This is a genomic window from Billgrantia saliphila, from assembly GCF_002930105.1.
Classification (GTDB): Bacteria; Pseudomonadota; Gammaproteobacteria; order Pseudomonadales; family Halomonadaceae; genus Halomonas; species Halomonas saliphila.
The window spans coordinates 29736-50563 of the sequence record NZ_PJRN01000022.1 but is presented as its reverse complement, the minus strand read 5'-3'; the positions used below and the strand labels follow the sequence as shown (position 1 = coordinate 50563).

Genomic DNA, 20828 nt, shown 5'->3' with positions numbered 1-20828 from the left:
ATACTGGCCATCTACGTGCTGCTGGGCTGCGTGTTCGAGAGCATGTCGATGCTGCTGCTCACCGTGCCGGTATTCTTCCCGGTGGTGGCGGGGCTGGGCTACGACCTGGTGTGGTTCGGTATTCTGGTGGTGATCGTGATCGAGATCAGCCTGATCACCCCACCGGTGGGGATGAACGTGTTCGTGCTGCGTGCGGTACTGCCGGACGTTTCCACGGGCACGATCTTTCGCGGCGTGACGCCGTTCTGGGTGGCGGGCATGGTGCGCGCGTTGCTGGTGCTGCTGCTGCCGAGTATTGTGCTGTTCCTGCCACAACTGCTCTATTGAGCTAAGTGCAGGGCGGCTCGCACCGAAAGTCGTTCGCATAAATGATACGTAAATCAGAAAAATTATATTTTTCCTGTGTCTTGAATAGCCCCAATTTGATCACGGTCATATTGGGTTTTTATTGCTTCCGTTATCCTGAATGTAGGCATCTGTTTACTAATCGGGAGAGACATGATGGAAAGGCTATCGGATTACATCCAGGGTGAGCGTGTGGTGCGAGAACTTCGCCGCCACGCCCCCGAGGCGCTCGAAGAATTGGCATGTAACCTTCAGCAGCCGCTGAGTCCGCCGCTGGAGCGTGCCATAGCGCGCAGCCTCAAGGATCGCCGGGTGCCCGACTTCAGTGCCTCTGAGGTATTGATGCCGGTGATGATGAAGGCTTTTGAAGTGAGCCCGGCCGTGATGACACAGGAGGAACTGGCCGAGCTGGAGGCAAACTGCAATTGCTGCGAGGTGGTTGGCCGCTGCTGGCAGGCGATGCGCAGCCACACCGATGTCGAGGCGTGCTGTGACTTTTGCCCCAACGCTGAGGCTTTTATGGGCCATCGCGGCGAGTAGGCCCAGCAGGGGGGGATGCGCCCCCTCCCATCGCTACGGTGACGGATTACTTTTGCTTCGCCACCAGGGTCAAGATGTCATAGCTGGCCACCAGCTCGTCATCCTGGTTGGTCACGGCAACGTCCCACATCACGACGCCCTGCGGGTGCCCCTCCGGTGATGTTCGGCCTTGGTCGATCTTGCGCTTGCACGTCAGGCGGGCACGGATGGTGTCGCCGGGCGCGACCGGGGCGATAAAGCGTAGGGTGTCCAGGCCGTAATTGGCCAGAACTGGACCCTCGCCCGGGTAGACGAACAGGCCGGCAGCAGCCGACAGCACAAAGTAGCCGTGGGCGATGCGTTTCCCGAACTGGGTCTTGCGCGCGGCGATGTCGTCGAAGTGCATATAGAAGTGATCGCCGGAGAGGCAGCCGAAGTTGGTGATGTCGGCTTCAGTGACGGTACGGCGGTGAGTCAACAGGGATTCGCCTACTTGCAGATCGTCGAAGTGGCGACGGAACGGGTGAACATCGGTTTCGACCACCTTGGCGCCTCGGACATACTCCCTGGTAACAGCTGCCAACATGGTTGGAGAGCCCTGAATGGCCGTCCGTTGCAGATAATGGTGCACCGCACGGATCCCGCCGAGCTCCTCGCCCCCACCGGCACGTCCGGGGCCGCCATGCTTGAGCATGGGCAGCGGGGAACCGTGGCCGGTGGATTCCTTCGAGGCTTCCGCATCCAGGATTTGAAGGCGACCATGCTGGGCCGCCAGCACCGGAATCATTTCAGCAGCGATGGAAGGATCCTTGGTCGTCAGGGTGGTCACCAGGCTGCCCTTGCCCTTGGCGGCAATGGTCAAGGCATCGTTCATGCTATTGTAGGGCATCAACGTTGCGACCGGGCCGAAGGCTTCAATATCGTGGGGGCCTCCATCGTTCAACGGAGTGTGGTTGACCAGCAGGTGGGGAGCCATGAAGGCGCCGCTATCCACGTTCTTGCCCACAGGCCGAAGGCCTTCGTTCTTTCCGTACACACACTCGCTAGATTCCTGCAGGCGCCCGATGGCCTCTGTCACGTCCCGTAACTGATCATGCGAGGACAGTGCGCCCATGCGGACGCCTTCTTCTGTCGGATCACCGAAGGTGATCTTGCCCAGGCGTTCGATGATGCGTTCGGCCAGTGCGTCGAGGTGTTCGGCGGGCACCAGCACCCGGCGAATGGCGGTACACTTCTGGCCGGCCTTGGCGGTCATTTCCTTGACCACTTCCTTGGCGAAGATGTCGAATTCTTCATCATCAGGGGTGACGTCTGGTGCCAGGATGGCGCTGTTGAGGGAATCGGCTTCGGAGTTGAAGGGGATGCTCCGCGCCATGATGTTGGGGTGATTCTTCAGCTTCTGAGCGGTACTAGCCGAGCCTGTGAACGTAACGAAGTCCTGCTCTTCCAGACGATACAGTAGGTCGCCGGTACCTCCAATGATCAACTGCAGCGCGCCTTCCGGCAGCAGACCGGAGTCGTTGATGACCCGTACGGCAGCTTCCGTCAGATAGCTGGTCGCGGTGGCCGGTTTAAAGAGGCAGGGCATGCCTGCCAGGAAGGCTGGCGCGAACTTTTCCAACATGCCCCAGATTGGGAAATTGAAGGCATTGATATGCACTGAAACGCCACGGCGAGGGACCAGAATGTGGGTACCGTTGAAGTGGTTGCCCTTGCCCAGTTGGGTAACCGGGCCTTCATGTGCCACGTTACCGGAGGGAAGTTCCTTGCGGCCGGTGGAGGCATAGGTAAAGAGGGTGCCAAAGCCACCGTCTATGTCAATCCAGGAGTCCGCCTTGGTACAGCCGGTATGGTAGGAGATTTTATATAGCTCCTCCTTGCGGCCTTGAATATAAATAGCGAGTTCTTTGAGAATGGCGGCTCGCTGTTGGAAATCGAGTGCCAGCAGGTTTTTTACGCCGGTGTGGCGGGCATAATCGACTACTTCCCCGAAATTGATGGCTTCATCGTGGGTATAGGCCACGGCCTCGCCATTGATGGCGCTAGGCAGAGCCCGGGCTTCGGTCTTTCCGAACCACTGGCCTGCAATGTAACTCTGTAGGACTGACATTGAACGTTCTCCCGGGGATCTGATGTCACGATAAGCAAAGCCGGCGCTGAGGCCGGCTTCGGAGATAGTGTGAGCAGGCCTCAGACTTCGTCATAATCCAGCACAACCTTGTCGCTGATGGGGTAGCACTGACAGGACAGCACATAACCCGCCTCGACCTCGTAGTCTTCCAGGGCATAGTTGGCGTCCATCTCTACTTCACCTTCAACAACCTTGGCTTTGCAGGTGGAGCAGACCCCTGCCTTGCAAGAGAAAGGCAGATCGGCACCCATCTCGTTGCCGGCATCGAGGATGCTCTGGGTGTTGCGAGTCAGGTCAAAGGTGAGGGCACGGCCATCGGCGCGAACGGTCACTTCACTCACTGCCTTCGGATCCACTGTGGTTTCCGCCCGGTCCTTGCGGGGAGCCATGCCACCGCCGACCGGTGTGAACAGTTCGTAATGGATCTTGCTCTTGTCGAGACCATGGCGCTGGAGTGAGTCGCGGACGGTTTCGGTCATGATCTGGGGGCCGCAGATAAATGCAGCCGTAAGCTTTTCCGCATTCAGCCAGTGGTCGAACAGTGCGTCACACTTGTCGGCGTCGATACGGCCGTTGTACAGGTCGATATCCTGCTCTTCACGGCTGAACAAGAACACCAGGTTAAACCGGCCCATGAAGCGGTTTTTCAGGTCTTCCAAGGTCTCCCTAAACATGGTGCTAGCGGTGGAGCGGTTGCCGTAGAACAGGGTAACCTTGCTTTTCGGCTCCGTCTCCAAGGTGGTCTTGACAATAGAGAGTATCGGCGTGATACCGCTGCCCGCTGCTACCGCCAGGTAGTCACCTTCGCGCTCCGGATCCAGATCTATATAGAACTGGCCCTGTGGTGGCATGACTTCCAGCGTCTCACCCGGCCTGAGCTGCTCGTTGGCGAGGGTGGAGAAGCGGCCGCCGGAAATCTTCTTGACAGCGATGCGCAGCTCACGGTCATTGACACCGGTACAGATGGAGTAAGAGCGACGCACTTCCTCTCCATCGAGAGTAATACGCAAAACGAGATGCTGGCCCTGGCGGTAAGTGAACGCTTCCTGCAAGTTTTCCGGCAGCTCAAAGCACAGGGACACGGCGTCTCGAGTTTCAGGCCTGACTTCGCGAATGGTGAGAGGATAGAACTTGTTCATCATTGTTCGGCTCTAGAGGCATTTGAAGTAGTCGAAAGGCTCACGGCAATCGAGGCATCGGTACAGTGCCTTGCAGGCAGTTGAGCCGAATTCGCTGACTCTTTCGGTATGGTCACTACCGCAATGCGGGCAGCAAATGGTTTCCTCCACACCCTTTAGGGTCAGCTTGCTGGAGCTGCCTACCGGCGGCGCAATACCAAATTCCCGCAATTTCCGGCGCCCGGCCTCGGTGATCCAGTCGGTGGTCCAGGCTGGGGTCAGTACCCGGCGAACCTGGCCATTGTGAATGCCCGCCAAGCGTAGGGCTTCCTCGATGGATTCCTCTATCATCTCGGTTGCAGGGCATCCAGAGTAAGTGGGGGTCACATCCACCACCCAATTGCCGTCCTCCTGGGCAATACGTCGAACCATGCCCAGCTCAACAACGCTGACCGCCGGAACCTCCGGGTCTTTCACTTCGTCAAGAAGGGCCCAAAGTTCCGCTTCGGTAACCGGTTGGCTACGGTCACGAGCGGGAATACGGTCGCTGGCGATTACCGGCTGGTCGTCCAGCAGGGATCGGGGCGCGGGTTTACCAGGTTTTTGCATCCGGATAGGCCCTTGGCAGGAACTGCATCTCGGCCAGGATATAGCCCAGGTGTTCGGTGTGGTGGCCGACCTTGGCACCTCGATACATCCAGGCATCCTCCGGCGGCGGCGTCAGGGTGGCTTCGGTGAGTACTTCGTTCACCAGACCTTTCCAGTCCGCTGCCAACTGCTCCGGATCGGGGCCGATGCCGGCCTTGAACAAGCTCTGCTCAATCTCGTCGGCTTCAATCATTTCACCGGTGAAGCGCCACAGGTCATTCACTGCGGTCTGCATGCGCTGATGGCTTTCCTCGGTGCCATCGCCGAATCGCTTGACCCATTCCGAGGAGCGGCGCAGGTGGTACTGAACCTCCTTGGCGGCTTTGGCGGCGATACTGGCAATGCGCTCGTCCGGCGCTTTCGTCAAGGCAGCGATAGTGAAGTAATGCCAGGCGTCAAAGAAGAACTGACGGCCCATGGTAACGGCATAATCGCCGTTGGGTTGTTCCACCATCAGGGCATTGCGGAACTCGTGGGCGTCTCGCCGGAAGGCCAGATCGTCGGCGCTGCGGCCATCGTCGATCAGCTCGGCGGCGTATTCGTACCAATTGCGCGCCTGGCCTACCAGATCCAGAGCCACATTCATCAGCGCCATTTCTTCTTCCAGCGCCGGGGCCTTGCCGCACAGCTCGCATAGGCGCTGGCCCAGGATCATGTCGGAATCCGCCAGGCGCAGCAGATATTCGTGCAGTGCCGCTTGCTGTGTCATTGCCTTGCTCATGAATGTCTCCCTTACATATGGCCGACTTCGTCGGGCAGCTCGTAGAAGGAGGCGTGGCGATAAACCTTGTCATCGGACGGATCAAACAGCACCTCCTTCTCATCCGGGGAGGAGGCAGTGATGGCCGCGGACGGAACGACCCAGATGGATACCCCTTCGCTGCGACGAGTGTAGAGGTCGCGGGCATTTTCCATGGCCATTTCAGCATCTGCGGCGTGAACGCTTCCTACGTGCTTGTGGTTGAGGCCATGCTTGCTGCGAACGAAGACTTCGTATAGGGGCCAGTCAGCCATAATCTCTTTCCTCTCAGGCAACTTTCTGCTTCTTTTGCTGCTGCTTCTCGGCATAGGCTTTTGCAGCCTCGCGTACCCAGGCGCCACCGTCGATGGCGTTCTTGCGAGTTTCGACACGTTCCTTGTTGCAGGGGCCGTTACCCTTGAGCACGTCAAAGAATTCCTGCCAGTCGATCTCGCCGAAGTCGTAGTGACCACGCTCTTCGTTCCACTTCAGGTCCGGGTCCGGGGCGGTGCAGCCCAGGAATTCCAGCTGGGGCACGGTCTGGTCAATGAACATCTGACGCAGTTCATCGTTGCTCTTGCGCTTGATTTTCCAGGCCATGGATTGCTGGGAGTTCGGTGACTGGTCATCAGAGGGCCCGAACATCATCAGCGCTGGCCACCAGAAGCGATTGATGGAGTCCTGCACCATTTGCTTCTGCTCTTCCGTGCCCTCACGCATCAGGTCCAGAAGGATTTGGTAACCCTGACGCTGGTGAAAGCTCTCTTCTTTGCAGATGCGAATCATGGCCCGGGAATAAGGGCCATAGGAGGTGCGCTGCAGAACCACCTGGTTGACAATGGCCGCGCCATCAACCAGCCAGCCAACCGTACCCATGTCCGCCCAGCTTAGTGTCGGATAGTTGAATATGGAGGAGTACTTCGCCTTGCCCTCGTGAAGCTTGTCGATCTCCTCATCACGGTCAGCGCCAAGCGTTTCCATGGCGCTGTAGAGGTAAAGGCCATGACCGGCCTCGTCCTGGATCTTGGCCATCAGCTGAAGCTTGCGCTTGAGGGTCGGGGCGCGAGTCACCCAGTTGCCTTCCGGCAACATACCCACCACCTCAGAATGCGCATGCTGAGATATCTGGCGAATCAGTGTCTTGCGATACCCCTCCGGCATCCAGTTCTTGGCTTCGATCTTGGTTTCAGCATCAATCTTGAGCTGGAACCCACGTTCCTCAGGGGACATCTCTTCATAAGTTTTCAGGCGCTTGACGCCAGTTTCTACAAGCTGCGCGTACATGGTGACCTCCGCGGCGTCGGTATGTCAGGAAAATCCCCGCTACCGTGATCTTAGGAAGAGTATAGTGACACATAAAAAATTATCAAAGAAGATTATTACGTGTCGTTTCTATACTTTTGGGTAAGGCGTGCCGGTGGCGGGTCGTAGCCAGCTTGATTATCGTAAAATATCATAAAATCAATAAATTAAGACGATTAGTTCATCTTGTCTTAGCTAATGCAAACAGAAAAGGCCCCCGCTGGAGGCCTTTGGCATGAAGAATATTGCTGAGACATGATGCTTGATTCTTATGCATTATAACCCTTGAGTATCATCGTAGATCTTTGACGCGCTTGGCCTTGCCCACAGAGCGCATGACTTCTTCCACGCCGCAAACGTCCACATTGGTGCTGATGCCGATGTAGGTCTTGATGGCATGCTGCAGTTGCCTTGCCAGCTGTTCGCAAGTAACAGGGTCGCGGGCGACATCGTTACTGCAGGCTTCGACCCGCACGCAGACCATGTCCATATTGCCTTGGCGAGATACCTCGATTTCGTAGTGGGGCGAGAGCCGGTCGATCTTGAGCAGCTGCTCTTCGATCTGGGTGGGGAAGACGTTGACCCCGCGTATGATCAACATGTCGTCGCTGCGCCCGGTGATCTTGTCGATACGACGCATGGGGCGCGCGGTGCCCGGCAGCAGGCGGGTGAGGTCGCGGGTCCGGTAGCGGATGACCGGCAGCGCTTCCTTGGTCAGGGTTGTGAACACCAGCTCGCCATACTCGCCGTCCGGCAGCACCTCGCCCGTTACTGGGTCGATGATCTCGGGGTAGAAGTGGTCTTCCCATATGGTGGGGCCATCCTTTGTCTCCAGGCATTCCATGCCGACGCCGGGCCCCATCACCTCAGAGAGGCCGTAGATGTCGAGGGCATCGATCCCCAGGCGCTGTTCCAGAGCGGTACGCATGCTGTCGGTCCAGGGCTCGGCGCCGAAGATGCCGGCACGCAGCGGCAGCTGGTGCGGGTCGATGCCCTGACGCTCCATCTCATCTGCGATGTTTAGCATGTAGGAGGGCGTGACCATGATGATGTCCGGCTGGAAATCGCGGATCAACTGAACCTGTTTTTCGGTCTGTCCGCCGGACATGGGAATCACGGTGCAGCCCAGGCGCTCGGCACCGTAGTGGGCGCCCAGGCCGCCGGTGAAAAGGCCGTAGCCGTAGGCCACGTGCACCTTGTCGTTGCGGCTGCCGCCGGCGGCGCGAATGGAGCGCGCCACCACGTCAGCCCAGACGTCGATATCGTTCTGGGTGTAGCCGACTACGGTGGGCTGGCCGGTGGTGCCGCTGGAGGCGTGCACGCGAACCACATCGCTCATCGGCGTGGCAAACATGCCGAAGGGGTAGTTGTCGCGAAGGTCGGCCTTGGTCGTGAAAGGGAGCTTGCCGATGTCATCCAGGCTGTTTATGTCTTCGGGGTGGACGCCGGCATCGTCGAAGGAGTGGCGGTAGAAAGAGACGTTGTCGTAGGCGTGCTTGAGGCTCCACCTGAGCCGTTTGATCTGGGTGGCGCGCAGTTCATCGATGCTGGCGAGTTCCATCTGATCGAGAGCCGAGTTGTTGAGGCGTTCGACGGTCTGTGTCATCAGGCTTCTCCGGTCGGGAGGTTTGTTATAGACGCTTCGCGCTATTGGCGGCGTTCAATGATCAGAGCAATGCCTTGTCCTACGCCGATGCACATGGTGCATAGCGCGTAGCGCCCCTGGCGGCGCTCCAGTTCATGCAGAGCGGTAGTCACCAGGCGGGCCCCACTCATGCCCAGCGGGTGACCCAGGGCGATGGCACCTCCGTTGGGATTGACGTGCTCGGCGTCGTCGGGAAGGCCAAGGTCACGAGTTACGGCCAGCGCCTGGGCGGCGAAGGCCTCGTTGAGCTCGATCACGTCCATCTGCTCGAGGGTCAAGCCGGTCTGGGCGAGCACCTTGCGGCTGGCCGGGGAGGGGCCGAAGCCCATGATGCGTGGTGGCACACCGGCGGTTGCCATGCCCACAACCCGTGCGCGTGCCTTCAGACCGAACTTTTCGGCCTGTTCAGCCGAGGCCAGCAGCAGGGCGCAGGCGCCGTCGTTGACCCCCGAGGCGTTACCGGCGGTGACGCTGCCTCCCTCGCGAAATGGCGTCGGCAGCTTGGCGAGCTGCTCCAGGGTGGTCGACGCGCGAGGGTGCTCGTCGGTATCGACGATCAGCGCATCCTGCTTGCGGCGCGGTACTGCCACGGGAACGATCTCCTCGGCCAGGCGACCTGCCTCCATGGCGGCGGCGGTACGCTGCTGGCTGCGCAGGGCGAAGGCGTCCTGATCCTCGCGGGAGATATTGAACTGTTCGGCCACGTTCTCGGCGGTCTCCGGCATGGAGTCGATGCCGAACTGGGCCTTCATCTGGCGGTTGACGAAGCGCCAGCCGATGGTGGTGTCGTGGATCTCGGCGCTGCGCGAGAAGGCCTGCTCGGCCTTGCCCATCACGAAGGGAGCGCGGGACATGGACTCGACGCCACCGGCGATCATCAACCCCGCCTCGCCTGCCTTGATGGAGCGGGCGGCGATGCCGATGGCGTCCATGCCGGAGCCGCACAGTCGATTCAGGGTGGTGCCGGGAACTTCTACCGGCAGGCCGGCTAGCAGTGCCGACATGCGTGCCACATTGCGGTTATCTTCACCGGCCTGATTGGCACAACCGTAGAAGAGGTCATCCACCCAGGACCAGTCCACCGTGGGGTTGCGCTCCATCAAGGCGCGCAGGGGTACGGCGCCCAGGTCATCTGGGCGAACCGGGGCGAGAACGCCGCCGTAGCGGCCAATGGGGGTGCGGATGGCATCGATGATCAGAGCGTCTTTCATGCTTGGTTCTCTGCGGTAGTCTCTGACAGGCGGCGTACGGTACCGCGGATCTTGTAGGAGCGACCCCGAAACAGGGCGACCTCGTCGCCATGCTGGTTGCGCACGGTAATGTCGTAGATGCCGGTGCGGCCGCGTCGGCTGCGTTCCTCGGCGGTGGCGGTGAGCAAGTCACCCAGCTGGCCCGGGCCCAGGTAGTCGATGCTGCAACCCGAGGCCACAGTGGCCTCGTCATAGGTGTTGCAAGCGAAGGCGAAGGCGGAGTCGGCCAGGGCAAAGATGAAGCCGCCATGGCAGTTGCCGTGCCCCTGCACCATGTCCTCCCGCACGGTCATGGTGAGCACGGCCCGACCGGGGGCCACGCTCTCGATGCGCATACCCAGACCCTGGCTGGCGCCATCGCGGGAAAACATGGCGTCGGCGCAAGCCTCGGCCAGCTGCTGGGGGCTCAGTTCGGTGTCATTCATGAAAAGTTTCTCCGGCCAAGGCCTTACGGCGCAGCAGGAAGGAGGCGCGATAGCGCTCCTCGCCGTAGCTCTGGTGCAGGTGGGTCAGGGTACGGTGTACGTAGGCCAGCCCCAGGCCATCGGCCCAGGCCAGCGGGCCGCGGGGATAGTTGAGGCCGGCTTGCATGGCAAGATCGCCGTCCCCGGCGCTGCATACACCTTGCAATACGGCATCGGCGGCTTCGTTGGCGAGCATGGCCACGGTACGCAGCACGACAAGCCCAGGTGTGTCGGTGAGCCAGGCAACGTCCAGGCCCAGGCGCTGGAAGAGTGCTGTGGCCAAGTCGCGACTGGCGTCGTCGGTGTTGGCGCTGGCGGCCAAGGCGATAGCGCTGGCCTCACCGTAATCGAGGCAGAGGTCGAATAGCACCAGAGTCTCAAGGCCTTCGTCCAGGGCGCGTTCGGTGGCACAGCGACCGTCGCTCAAAGCCAGCGTCAGGCCGCCCAGGCGGAAGCGGGCCTGGCCGGAGATGCTCTCGTGACGTATTACCTCGAGGCCGGTCGCCTCAGCACGAGCCACCAGCGGGGAGAAGACGCCCGGCTGACCTTCGATGACCAGGGGCGGCAGCTCGGCCTTCACGGGCGAGGCGAAGTCAGCGGTAACGGGTGCAGCCTGTTTGCGATACTCATAAAAACCCTGCCCGCTCTTTCGGCCCAGACGTCCGGCTTCGACCAGCGCCAGCTGAACCAGGGAAGGCTCGAAGCGGGTATCACCGTAGTAGGCATCAAACACCGAGCGGGTCACCGCGTAGTTGACGTCGTGGCCGATCAGATCCATCAGCTCGAAGGGCCCCATGCGGAAGCCGCCTGCTCTGCGCAGCAGAGCGTCCAGCGTGGCGGGAGCGCCTGCTCCTTCCTGCAGCAGGCGAAGGCTCTCGGCATAAAAGGGCCGTGCCACGCGATTGACGATGAAGCCCGGGGTGGAGCTGGCGTGGACAGGTTTCTTACCCCAGGCCGCGGCAGTGGCATAAAGGGTGTCAGCGACTTCGGCCTCGGTGGCAAGTCCCGAGATGACCTCGACCAGCTTCATTACTGGCGCCGGATTGAAGAAATGCAGGCCGGCCACGCGCTCGGGACGGTCGAGGTTGGCGGCAATGGAGGTGATCGACAGCGAAGAGGTATTACTGGTCAGCAGGGTGTCGGGAGCGCACAGCGTCTCGAGCTTGGCGAAGACTCCACGCTTGACCTCTAGATTCTCGACGATAGCCTCCACCACCAGGCGGCTGTCGGCCAGCTCATCGAGGCTGTCTACTGGCGACATGCGCTCGATGATGGCATCGACTTCGTCCTGTCCCATCTTGCCTTTGGCCACGCGCTTTTCGAGCTGGCGGCGCACGCCGTCGATGCCGGCCTGGGCGGCGCCGTCACGGTTGTCGAAGAGGCGTACCGAGTGGCCCGCCTGAGCCGCCACTTGGGCGATGCCGGCGCCCATGGCGCCGGCGCCGACCACAGCGATGATGTCACTGGGTGCGAGAGCAGGCATCTCACTCCCCCTTGAAGCTGGGCTTGCGTTTTTCCATGAAGGCGGCCACTCCTTCGCGATAGTCGCTGGTGCGACCGGCCAAACGCTGCAGGTCCCGCTCCAGGTCGAGCTGGTCGTTGAAGCCGTTGTCGGCGCTGGCGTGAAGGGCACGCTTGATTAGCGCCAGGCCGCGGGTCGGCTGGGTAGCCAAGTGGCGAGCCAGGGTGAGCGCTTCATCCTGCAGGGACTCGTCGTCCACCACCTTCCAGATCATCCCCCACTGTTCGGCCTGCTCGGCGCTGAGCTTGTCTCCCAGCATGGCCAACCCCTTGGCGCGAGCCATGCCCACCAGGCGCGGTAACGTCCAGGTGCCGCCGGAATCCGGCACCAGGCCGATCTTGCAGAATGCCTGGACAAAACTGGCCGAACGGGCCGCCAGCACGATGTCACAGCCCATGGCGATATTGGCGCCTGCGCCGGCAGCCACACCATTAACCGCACAAATGGTGGGAAAGGGGAGATCGCGCAGGGTGCGCAGCATGGGGTTGTAGCGCTTTTCCAGCGACTCGCCCAGGTCAGGTGCCTCGGCGCCAGGGGCCACGTTACGGTCGGAGAGATCCTGGCCGGCGCAGAAGCCGCGGCCGCTGCCGGTCAGCAGCAGGGCGCGCACGCTCTTATCCTGGCGAACTGCCTTGAGCGCCTGTCGCATCTCGGCGTGCATCTCGGCGTTGAAACTGTTGAGACTATCGGGTCGATTCAACGTGAGGCGGGCGACGCCGTCTTCCACGGTAAAGAGCAGGGGCGGTTCACTCATGATCGTTTCCTGTGTCAGTGCCCGTTGAAGGTGGCGGGGCGTTTTTCCTGGAAGGCGCGGATGCCCTCCTCGCGATCCTCGGTACCGGCCAGAAGCGTGAAGGCATGACGCTCGAAGCGCAGGCCGGTTGCCAGGTCGGTGTCCTCGGCCTTGTGCAGGGCCTCGCGGGCGAGGCGAACGGCCAGTGGCGCCTTGGCGGAGATGGTCTCGGCCACGGCCAGGGCACGCTCGACGGCTAGCTCGGGCTGGGTCACCTCGCTGACAAGGCCGGCCTCCAAGGCGCGCCGGGCGGTGATCGGCTCGCCGGTGAGTACCATCTGGGTGGCAAGTGCCTTGCCCACGGCGCGCACCAGGCGCTGGGTGCCGCCGGCGCCGGGCATGATGCCGAGGTTGATCTCGGGCTGGCCGAAGCGGGCGTCCTCGCCAGCGATGAGGATGTCGGCGTGCAGCGCCAGCTCGCAGCCTCCGCCAAGACAGAAGCCGTTGACTGCCGCGATGATTGGCTTGTTGAAGCGTGCAATGTCGGCCCAGTGGCGCTGGCGGGGATCCTCGAGCATGCCGACGAGATCGCGAGTAGCCATCTCCTTGATATCGGCGCCGGCGGCAAACGCCCGCCGGCTGCCGATGATCACTACGGCGCGGACCGCGGCATCATCCTCGGCGGTGGCCAGAGTCTCGGCCAGCTCTGCCAGCAGGGCGGTATTAAGGGCGTTAAGCGCCTCCGGGCGATGCAGGGTGATGCGCAGCACTCCCTGTTGCGGCCCCTCGACGATCAGATGATTCGGCATGGTGTCCTCGTCTTTGCACGGGGGGTGGCGCGGCGCGGCAAGGCAAGGGCCCGCAGCCTGCCACGAGCGAGTATGAAAGCGAGTATAGGTTTTTTTTGATACGCATCAAATCTATTTGGACGAAACTATTGTATCGTATCTTGCCGCCTGGCATGGTTTTCTGTTGATTTGTCAGGGGGTTGTCTCGTGCCCTTGCGGCTTGCAGTTGACGAATTAGACCATGGTCGAAATCGGGCCATCTCTACCAGATTCTTTTCGTTAAGCAGTTAATAAAGAAGGAGTTTCAGACAGTATGTGATGCTGCGCGAGGCGTGTTCGAGGGCTGACGGTTTGATGTTTCGTTACGCTATAGATAGTCTTCTGTTCTATCTCGTATCGAATAATGGCAGGAGCCATCCATGTCCCAGCAAGCCCAGCAGATGCTCGACCGTCATCGCGAGACACTGGATCGCGCCGTCGAGGCCATCACCTCTCGCGATTACTGGAGTCCCTATCCGGAGAACATCAAGAATTATCCCGAGGAGGCAGTGAAGGGGGCAAAGCAGCGCTTCGAGGCGCTGCTCAAGCAGCCCTTTGCTCTCAAGGTGCCTGCGGTCGGTCGCCAGGTCGGTGCCGAGGTCTCTCCCTATGGGTTCGAGCTGGGCGTGACCTATGACCAGCCCGAGCAAGAGGCGCTGATCATGGCCATGCAGGCCGCGATGCCTGCTTGGCGTGACGCGGGTGCCGAGGCGCGAGTGGGCGTCTGTCTCGAGATCCTATCGCGCTTGAACGCCATGAGTCCGGATATTGCCCAGGCAGTGACCCACACCAGTGGCCAGGCGCCAATGATGGCGTTCCAGGCCGGCGGCCCCCATGCCCAGGATCGCGGTCTCGAGGCCTTGGCCTACGCCTGGCAGGCGATGTCCCAAGTGCCAGGAACGGCCAAGTGGGTGAAGCCCCAAGGCAAGCATGAGCCGTTGGTGCTCGACAAGCGCTACCATATCGTACCGCGCGGTATCTCTTTGGTAGTGGCCTGCTCCACCTTCCCCACATGGAACACCTTCCCGGGTCTGTTCGCCAGCCTGGCCACTGGCAATCCGGTGATCCTCAAGCCGCATCCGGCTGCCATACTTCCGGTGGCCATGACCGCTCGCGTTGCCCAGGAGGTTCTCGAGGAGGCCGGCTTCGATCCCTCTTTGGTGAGCCTGATGCCCGACACTGCCGAGGCACCGGTAACCAAGGAGCTGGCACTGGATCCGGCCGTTAAACTGATCGACTACACCGGCTCGAATGCCTTCGGCGAGTGGTTGGAAAGGAACGCCATCCAAGCCCAGGTGTTCACCGAGAAGGCCGGCATCAATACCGTGATCATCGACAGCGTCGATCAGATAAAACCGGTGGCACAGAATCTGGCCTTCAGCCTGAGTCTCTACTCCGGCCAGATGTGCACCACTCCTCAGGCAATCTATGTACCCAAGAATGGCATCAAGACCGCAGAGGGTCCGCTCTCCTTCGACCAGGTGGCCAGCGCCTTGGCCAAGGCCGTCGAGAAGTTTCTTTCCGACAACGACCGCGCCTGCGCCGTGCTGGGAGCCATCCAGTCGGTGGCAACCGTCGCACGCATCGATGAGTGCCGCGGCCTGGGGGAGGTGCTTCTCGATAGCGAATCCCGCGAGCACGCTGATTTTCCCAGGGCGCGCATCCATACCCCGCTGCTGATCAAGGTGGATGCCAACCAACGAGACGCCTATGGTGAGGAGCGCTTCGGCCCGATCAGCTTCGTTATTGCCACTGAAAGTACTGCGCACAGCATCGAGCTCGCTCGCGAGGTGATCGGCGAGAAAGGTGCCATCACCCTAGGCGCTTACACCAACGATGATGCTGTAGCCGAGCAGTTCGAGCAGCTGGCCATGGACGTAGCGGCTCCGCTGTCGCTCAACTTGGACAGAGGTGTCTTCGTCAACCAGTCAGCTGCCTTCAGCGATTTTCATGCTACCGGCGGCAACCCAGCGGCGAACGCCTCGCTAAGCGATCAGGCCTTCGTGGCGCGTCGCTTTGTAGTAGTGCAGAGCCGTCGCCACGGCCAACTGAACTGAGGAGATGCGTCATGCCTTGTTACCGACTCGAAGGAGTGACCCCGGTGGTTCATCCCACCGCCTATGTGCATCCCACTGCAGTACTGATAGGCGATGTGATTATCGGCCCGGGCTGCTATGTAGGGCCCAGCGCGGTGATGCGCGGCGATTTCGGCCAGCTGGTGCTGGAAGAGGGCGCCAACCTTCAGGACACCTGCGTCATGCACGGCTTCCCTGGCTGCGTCACCCGCGTGGAGAAGGATGGTCATATTGGCCATGGCGCCGTACTGCACGGTTGCGTGGTGGGCCAGGATGCCATGGTGGGGATGAACGCCGTGGTGATGGATAACGCCGTGATTGGTGCACGCTCGATCGTCGCCGCGGCAGCCTTCGTCAAGACCGGCTTTGAGTGCCCGCCCCAGTCGCTGGTGGTGGGTGCGCCAGCCACGGTCAAACGTGAGCTGAGCGACCAAGAAGTGGCCTGGAAGCAGCAGGGCACGCGCGAGTACCAGCGCTTGACCGAGCGCTGCCGGGACAGCCTGGAGCCCTGTGAGCCGTTAGCCGAGCTGGACGCCAATAGACCGCAGCTCAACGCGGGCGATACCCAGCCCAAGCAGCAGACCCTCGGCAAGGGGCAATAAAAGCATTTTCAACTTCGAAGGTCGGCACGAGGGCATGGCCAGCTGAACGAATACGCGCCTCGCTACGGCCGGGGGAATGTGATTTTCAATCTGGCCTGGAAGCCCAGCAGGTTAATACCTGCTGGGCTTCCTTTCTTTGCTAGGCCACTCTTGGGCTTGGCTCGGCAGTACGCCACGGCGAAGTGTCGCGAAGTGAAAAATATACTGTAGCAAGATGGAACACTTGCCAGGGAAGCAGCGAATCAAGCATGAATATCAACGGCCATTTTCTCGTTATCCATTTGAAAAATAATTACTTTTATTGTGATGGCATCAAGATTTCATAGTGTCTTGGAGAAGAGTGGCTTGCGTCTCATCGAATGAGACGGTGAGTGACAACAATAAACGACAAGGGAGTATACCTTGATGACTCGTTCCCTGAGACGAGGACTGTGCGTCATGGTCCTCACCGTGACACCCCTAGCATACGCCATCGCAAATTCTGGTCCCGAGTTGGTCGACCAGCACTGTTCGGGCTGTCACGTGGCCCGGGAGGGGGAGAACTCCTGGAGCCGTATCAGCCAGCAGCGCAAGACGCCGGAAGGCTGGGAGATGACCATCGCCCGTATGGGTATCATGCACGGCGTAGAGGTGCCTCCCGCCGACCGCCGCGCGTTGGTCAAGTACCTGGCCGATACGAGAGGGCTGGCGCCGGAAGAGAGCGCGGCCGAAAGAGCACTGATCGAGCGACGCCTGAACCGCGTCGAGGAGTTCGATCATCCCACCTTCCAGGAGATGTGTGCTCGCTGCCACACCGGTGGCCGCGCCATGCTGCAGCGTCGACCTGAAGCGGAGTGGGACAAGCTGGTGCACTTCCATGTGGGCCAGTTCCAGACGCTGGAGTTCCAGGCCATGGCTCGTGACCGCGATTGGTTCGGCCTGGCCCGTAGCGAGATCGTGCCATGGCTGGCGGAACAGCTGCCGCTAGAGTCCGAGGCCTGGAGTAACTGGCAGGAGGTGTCGCCGCGTCAGCCCGAGGGCACCTGGCAAATGTGGGGCAACTGGCCGGGACAAGGCCGCTTCGTTGCCGATGTAGCAGTCACTCCCGAGACGGGTAGGGATCGTTACCGCCTGGAGGTATCGGGCGAGTTTCTAGACGGGCGTCCGCTTCTCGGCGAGGGGCGAGCCGTTGTGTACACCGGTTATGAGTGGCGAGCGAGCCTGACGCTCAACGGCCACGAGTTCAAGCAGGTGCTGGACATGTCAGAAGAGACGGCCCACGGGCGTATCTTCGACGACGCTGATGAAGCCTACGGCATGCAGGTTACCATGCAGCCCGCCGATGCAGTGTCGGGTGTGGCGGCGACGTTGCCCACCGCGTTGAAGGCCGGCCAGTCACAGCGCCTAGTCGTGATGGGTAGCGGCCTGGAGAACGGCGAGATCACGCTGGGTGATGGTATCGAGGTAGAGGAGGTAGTGGAGCGCAGCGATACGCGTGTAACGCTTCAGGTAAACGTCGCTGACCATGTAGCCCCGGGCTGGTTGCCGCTTACCGTGGGTGAGCACCGGCAGGATGAGCTGCTGGTAGCTTATGACGAGGTAGATTACCTGCAGATCGAGCCCGAGCTTGCCGTGGCGCGGGTGGGAAGCCCCGAGACGCCAGCCGTTAGCGGTGTCTTCCAGGCGATCGGGTATCTCAAGTCGCCGGATGGCGGCGAGGACATTGCACTGGGCGACGTGCCGGTGACCTGGTCGGTTCAGCCCTGGGACGAAATCGCCGAGCACGATGGCGACGTTCAGTACGCCGGGGTCATGGACAAGGCGACGGGCATCTTCGCACCGTCGGGGGCGGGGCCCAATCCGGATCGCAAATATGACGCCAACAACGTGGGCAATCTGCGTGTTATCGCCGATGTGGAAGGGCAGGCGACGGCGGTGCAGGACGATGCCCACCTGATCGTTACCGTCCAACGCTGGAATAACCCGCCGCTGCGCTAGGAGATCGTCATGGGCATGCTGCAATCCATACCGCAGAACCTCCATCGGGTAACGGTGGAAGGAGATCCACTGTGGTTCCATATCCCCACAACCAGCCTATTTGCCCCGGACGCAGTGAGCGAGCAGCTGCTGGACTTGTTGAATAGCGAGGTGGGCGGCCTAGATGCGGCGACCTTGCATCACCGCTTCGTCGGCCAACTATCGCGCGATGACCTGCAGGAGCGAATCGACCAGCTAAAGGCCCTGAAACTGATCACCGAAGGGGAGGTACAGGCTTACAACCCTCGGGTCGAAGTCGAGCAGTTCCCGCTCTCCACCGTGGTGCTCAACGTCAATACCGGCTGCAACCTGAGCTGCAGCTACTGCTACAAGGAGGACCTCGACAATCCTCGCGACGGCAAGAAGATGAACCTTGCCACTGCCCAGGCCTCGGTCGAGATGATGCTAGCCGAAGCGCCGCAGCGAGATCGCTACAACATCGTTTTCTTCGGCGGCGAGCCGCTGAGCAACATGCCCTTGATCCGTGAGGTGGTGGCATGGGCCGAGGAGCGTATCCACGGGCTCGGCAAGCAGGTCGATTTCACCTTGACTACCAATGCCACCCTGCTCAGCGAGGACAAGATCGCCTATTTCCAGGCCCACCGGTTCGGTCTCACCGTGAGCATGGATGGCCCCAAGGCGGTGCATGACAAGAATCGCATAGCCGTCAACGGCCAGGGTACCTACGACCTGGTGGCACGACGTATTGCTCCGTTGCTGGCGAACTACACTGCACGGCCCGTAGGTAGCCGGGTGACGCTGACCCGTGGCGTTACCGACGTGGAAGGCATCCATCACCATCTCGTCAACGAGCTGGGCTTCGCCGAAGCCGGCTTTGCACCGGTGACGTCGGGAGATATGGCGGAGTACAACCTCACCGGCGATGAACTGAAGGCGGTCTTCAACGGCATGGTTCGCCTGGGCGAACGGGCCGTGGAGGCGGCTATCGAGGGTCGCGACATCGGTTTCGGTAACTTCAACCAGCTGCTCACCGACCTTTGGGAGGGCCGCAGCAAGGCGGTACCCTGCGGCGCGGGCCTGGGGCTGGTGTCCGTCGATCACGAGGGCGACGTGCATCTCTGCCATCGTTTTACCGGCTCCGACATGCCCACCTTCGGTAATGTCAACGACGGCCTGGACCATCAGGGGCTCAAACAGTTCGTTGAGGCGCGCTCGGACCGCACTGACAGAGGGTGCTCGGACTGTCGCATTCGCAACTTGTGCTCGGGCGGGTGCTATCACGAGAGCTATGCCCGCTATGGCGACCCGATGACACCGACATATCACTACTGTGACCTGATGCGTGACTGGGTGGACTTCGGCATCCAGGCCTATGCGCGCATCCTGCGCCACAACCCCGCGTATTTCGATGGTCCCCTGGCCGGGAGGCAGACCGCATGAACAAGAACAAACCCCTTCAGCAACTGGGGCTGACGCCCCTCAACCAGAAGGCCCGCCAGCTCGATCAGGCGCCTAGCCGGGAAGCCCGTGAAGAGGTCCAGGCCATGCAGACCGTGGCCGGTTGTACCTCGAGTTTCGACCCGGGCTGGGAGGTTGATCCCTTCGGGGGCGTGGCCTCGCTGTGCCAGCCGATGGAAGCCGACCTCTATGGCTGCGCCGACCCCTGCTGGTGGCCGGCACAGGTGCCCGACACCATGAACACCTATCCCGAATGGGGGAAGGGAGCCGATCGTGCCGAGCGCGACTGGCGCAAGCTGGACAGCGTCTATCCGGGGGAAGACGATGAATAAGAACGCCTTCAGAACTTCCGTGATGCTGGGCATGGGCGCGTTGATGGCGAGCGCCGTGTTGCCTGCCTGGTCACAGTCATCCAATACGGACGCTGCCGCTCCCCGGGAATACTTGGTGACATTGGCGCGACCCAACCAGCTCTACGTGATCGACACTGAAACCCGCGAGATCACACGGACCTGCGACCTGCCGGGGGATTCAGCGCCCGGCACCATTCAGTTGTCGCCCGACAATCGTATCGCCTATGTGTTGCACAATCGTTGGGAAGATGCGACCGGTGTCGACCTGACCAATTGCGACATCGTCTTTCGTGCCCAGCAATCGAGTGGCAACGAACGGGTCAAATCGATCGCTTCGATCGCCCTGAGCCCGGACGGTACGCACCTGTACACCGTACAGAACCCCGTCAAGATGTTCTTGGACCACTACGAGGTTCAGGAACCGCGAGTGGCGATCTTCGATACTGCGGATGGCCTCGACGCCCAGCCCATAAAGACCTACCCGGTGCCGCGCCAGATCGCGACCATAGCCACGGATGCGGATGGTTGGCTGTATCTGGGCGGGGCGGATATCTATCGCATGGATACACAAACCGGCGAATGGGAGACGGCCATCGCCAACCGCAACTGGGACCGCACTGGCTTCAGTCGTCCTGATTCTCTGGCGATGTGGTCCACCGGCGAGGTATCCCAGGAATTTCTACGGCCTTATAGCGTAGCCAAGCTTGAGAACGACGAACCGGTGTCATTTCACTGGGGGATCAGTCGTATCGACCTGGAGACCGGTGAGATCGAGAACAAGGAGATCGGTCCGTTCGAGTTCATCATTTTCTCGATGGTGTCCGACCCTAATAGCCCCGACGATTTCTATGGGGTCTATACCCAGCTGAGCCACTACGACGCCGAGACCCAGGAGTTGGTCAAGGTCATCGACCTGGATCATACCTATTACAACATCAACTCATCGTATGATGGCAAGACGCTCTATCTGGGCGGCGCATCCAGCGATATCGCAATCTACGATACCGAGTTCAACGACCTGGGCCGGATCGAGCTGCCGGGCGACATGGGCGCAGCCACTCTCAAAGTGGCGCGGTTCTGACACCCTAATAGCGTTATACGTTGCTTGGATGCCGGCCTC

20 protein-coding genes are annotated in these 20828 nt (G+C 60.9%); 8 read left to right on the top strand and 12 right to left on the bottom strand.

Annotated features, from left to right (window positions below; genetic code table 11):
* On the top strand, positions 1–327 hold a 327-nt coding region (locus CYJ07_RS18305; RefSeq protein ID WP_156085524.1), incomplete at its 5' end, for a TRAP transporter large permease subunit.
* A 174-nt stretch (positions 328–501) separates the two neighbouring features.
* The gene (locus CYJ07_RS18300; protein WP_104205154.1) at positions 502–885 is read left to right on the top strand and encodes a hypothetical protein; all 384 of its coding nucleotides are present in this window, start codon (positions 502–504) and stop codon (positions 883–885) included.
* 46 nt (positions 886–931) lie between these two features.
* Here the strand turns inward: CYJ07_RS18300 and paaZ are convergent, their stop codons facing one another.
* From paaZ to paaF, 12 genes are all read right to left on the bottom strand, one after another.
* Positions 932–2974 (bottom strand): phenylacetic acid degradation bifunctional protein PaaZ, encoded by a 2043-nt coding sequence (gene paaZ, locus CYJ07_RS18295; protein WP_104205153.1) that lies wholly within the window; start codon positions 2972–2974, stop codon positions 932–934.
* A gap of 80 nt (positions 2975–3054) precedes the next feature.
* Entirely contained in the window at positions 3055–4134 is a 1080-nt protein-coding gene (gene paaE, locus CYJ07_RS18290) for a 1,2-phenylacetyl-CoA epoxidase subunit PaaE (protein ID WP_104205159.1), read from the bottom strand.
* Positions 4135–4146: 12 nt separating this feature from the next.
* Positions 4147–4722, bottom strand: a complete 576-nt coding sequence (gene paaD / locus CYJ07_RS18285; RefSeq protein WP_104205152.1) for a 1,2-phenylacetyl-CoA epoxidase subunit PaaD — start codon at positions 4720–4722, stop codon at positions 4147–4149.
* Entirely contained in the window at positions 4706–5482 is a 777-nt protein-coding gene (paaC, locus tag CYJ07_RS18280; RefSeq protein ID WP_231489689.1) for a 1,2-phenylacetyl-CoA epoxidase subunit PaaC, read from the bottom strand. The genes paaD and paaC overlap by 17 nt, the downstream gene beginning before the upstream one ends.
* Before the next feature lie 11 nt (positions 5483–5493).
* Entirely contained in the window at positions 5494–5775 is a 282-nt protein-coding gene (gene paaB / locus CYJ07_RS18275) for a 1,2-phenylacetyl-CoA epoxidase subunit PaaB (protein WP_104205151.1), read from the bottom strand.
* Positions 5776–5788: 13 nt separating this feature from the next.
* The gene (gene paaA, locus CYJ07_RS18270; protein ID WP_104205150.1) at positions 5789–6784 is read right to left on the bottom strand and encodes a 1,2-phenylacetyl-CoA epoxidase subunit PaaA; all 996 of its coding nucleotides are present in this window, start codon (positions 6782–6784) and stop codon (positions 5789–5791) included.
* Positions 6785–7094: 310 nt separating this feature from the next.
* The gene (paaK, locus tag CYJ07_RS18265) at positions 7095–8408 is read right to left on the bottom strand and encodes a phenylacetate--CoA ligase PaaK (protein WP_104205149.1); all 1314 of its coding nucleotides are present in this window, start codon (positions 8406–8408) and stop codon (positions 7095–7097) included.
* 41 nt (positions 8409–8449) lie between these two features.
* Entirely contained in the window at positions 8450–9658 is a 1209-nt protein-coding gene (gene pcaF / locus CYJ07_RS18260; RefSeq protein WP_104205148.1) for a 3-oxoadipyl-CoA thiolase, read from the bottom strand.
* Entirely contained in the window at positions 9655–10122 is a 468-nt protein-coding gene (gene paaI / locus CYJ07_RS18255) for a hydroxyphenylacetyl-CoA thioesterase PaaI (RefSeq protein ID WP_104205147.1), read from the bottom strand. The genes pcaF and paaI overlap by 4 nt, the downstream gene beginning before the upstream one ends.
* On the bottom strand, positions 10115–11644 hold the full coding sequence (gene paaH / locus CYJ07_RS18250) for a 3-hydroxyacyl-CoA dehydrogenase PaaH (protein WP_104205146.1): 1530 nt from the start codon (positions 11642–11644) through the stop codon (positions 10115–10117). The genes paaI and paaH overlap by 8 nt, the downstream gene beginning before the upstream one ends.
* 1 nt (position 11645) lies before the next feature.
* Positions 11646–12437, bottom strand: a complete 792-nt coding sequence (gene paaG / locus CYJ07_RS18245) for a 2-(1,2-epoxy-1,2-dihydrophenyl)acetyl-CoA isomerase PaaG (protein ID WP_104205145.1) — start codon at positions 12435–12437, stop codon at positions 11646–11648.
* Positions 12438–12451: 14 nt separating this feature from the next.
* On the bottom strand, positions 12452–13225 hold the full coding sequence (paaF, locus tag CYJ07_RS18240) for a 2,3-dehydroadipyl-CoA hydratase PaaF (RefSeq protein ID WP_104205144.1): 774 nt from the start codon (positions 13223–13225) through the stop codon (positions 12452–12454).
* A gap of 398 nt (positions 13226–13623) precedes the next feature.
* Here paaF and paaN point away from each other — a divergent pair, with 398 nt between their 5' ends.
* From paaN to peaD, 6 genes are all read left to right on the top strand, one after another.
* Positions 13624–15300: a phenylacetic acid degradation protein PaaN gene (gene paaN / locus CYJ07_RS18235; RefSeq protein WP_104205143.1), complete on the top strand. Its 1677-nt coding sequence runs from the start codon at positions 13624–13626 to the stop codon at positions 15298–15300.
* Positions 15301–15311: 11 nt separating this feature from the next.
* Complete coding sequence (gene paaY / locus CYJ07_RS18230) at positions 15312–15920, top strand: phenylacetic acid degradation protein PaaY (protein ID WP_104205142.1); 609 nt, start codon at positions 15312–15314, stop codon at positions 15918–15920.
* A gap of 450 nt (positions 15921–16370) precedes the next feature.
* Positions 16371–17897 carry a quinohemoprotein amine dehydrogenase subunit alpha gene (gene peaA, locus CYJ07_RS18225; protein ID WP_197038427.1) on the top strand — a complete coding sequence of 509 codons (1527 nt, stop codon included), beginning with the start codon at positions 16371–16373 and terminating at the stop codon, positions 17895–17897.
* A gap of 9 nt (positions 17898–17906) precedes the next feature.
* Entirely contained in the window at positions 17907–19337 is a 1431-nt protein-coding gene (peaB, locus tag CYJ07_RS18220; RefSeq protein ID WP_104205140.1) for a quinohemoprotein amine dehydrogenase maturation protein, read from the top strand.
* Complete coding sequence (gene qhpC, locus CYJ07_RS18215) at positions 19334–19687, top strand: quinohemoprotein amine dehydrogenase subunit gamma (protein WP_104205139.1); 354 nt, start codon at positions 19334–19336, stop codon at positions 19685–19687. The genes peaB and qhpC overlap by 4 nt, the downstream gene beginning before the upstream one ends.
* Complete coding sequence (gene peaD / locus CYJ07_RS18210; RefSeq protein ID WP_231489688.1) at positions 19680–20789, top strand: quinohemoprotein amine dehydrogenase subunit beta; 1110 nt, start codon at positions 19680–19682, stop codon at positions 20787–20789. Before qhpC ends, peaD begins: the two co-directional genes overlap by 8 nt.
* Positions 20790–20828 lie beyond the last annotated feature (39 nt).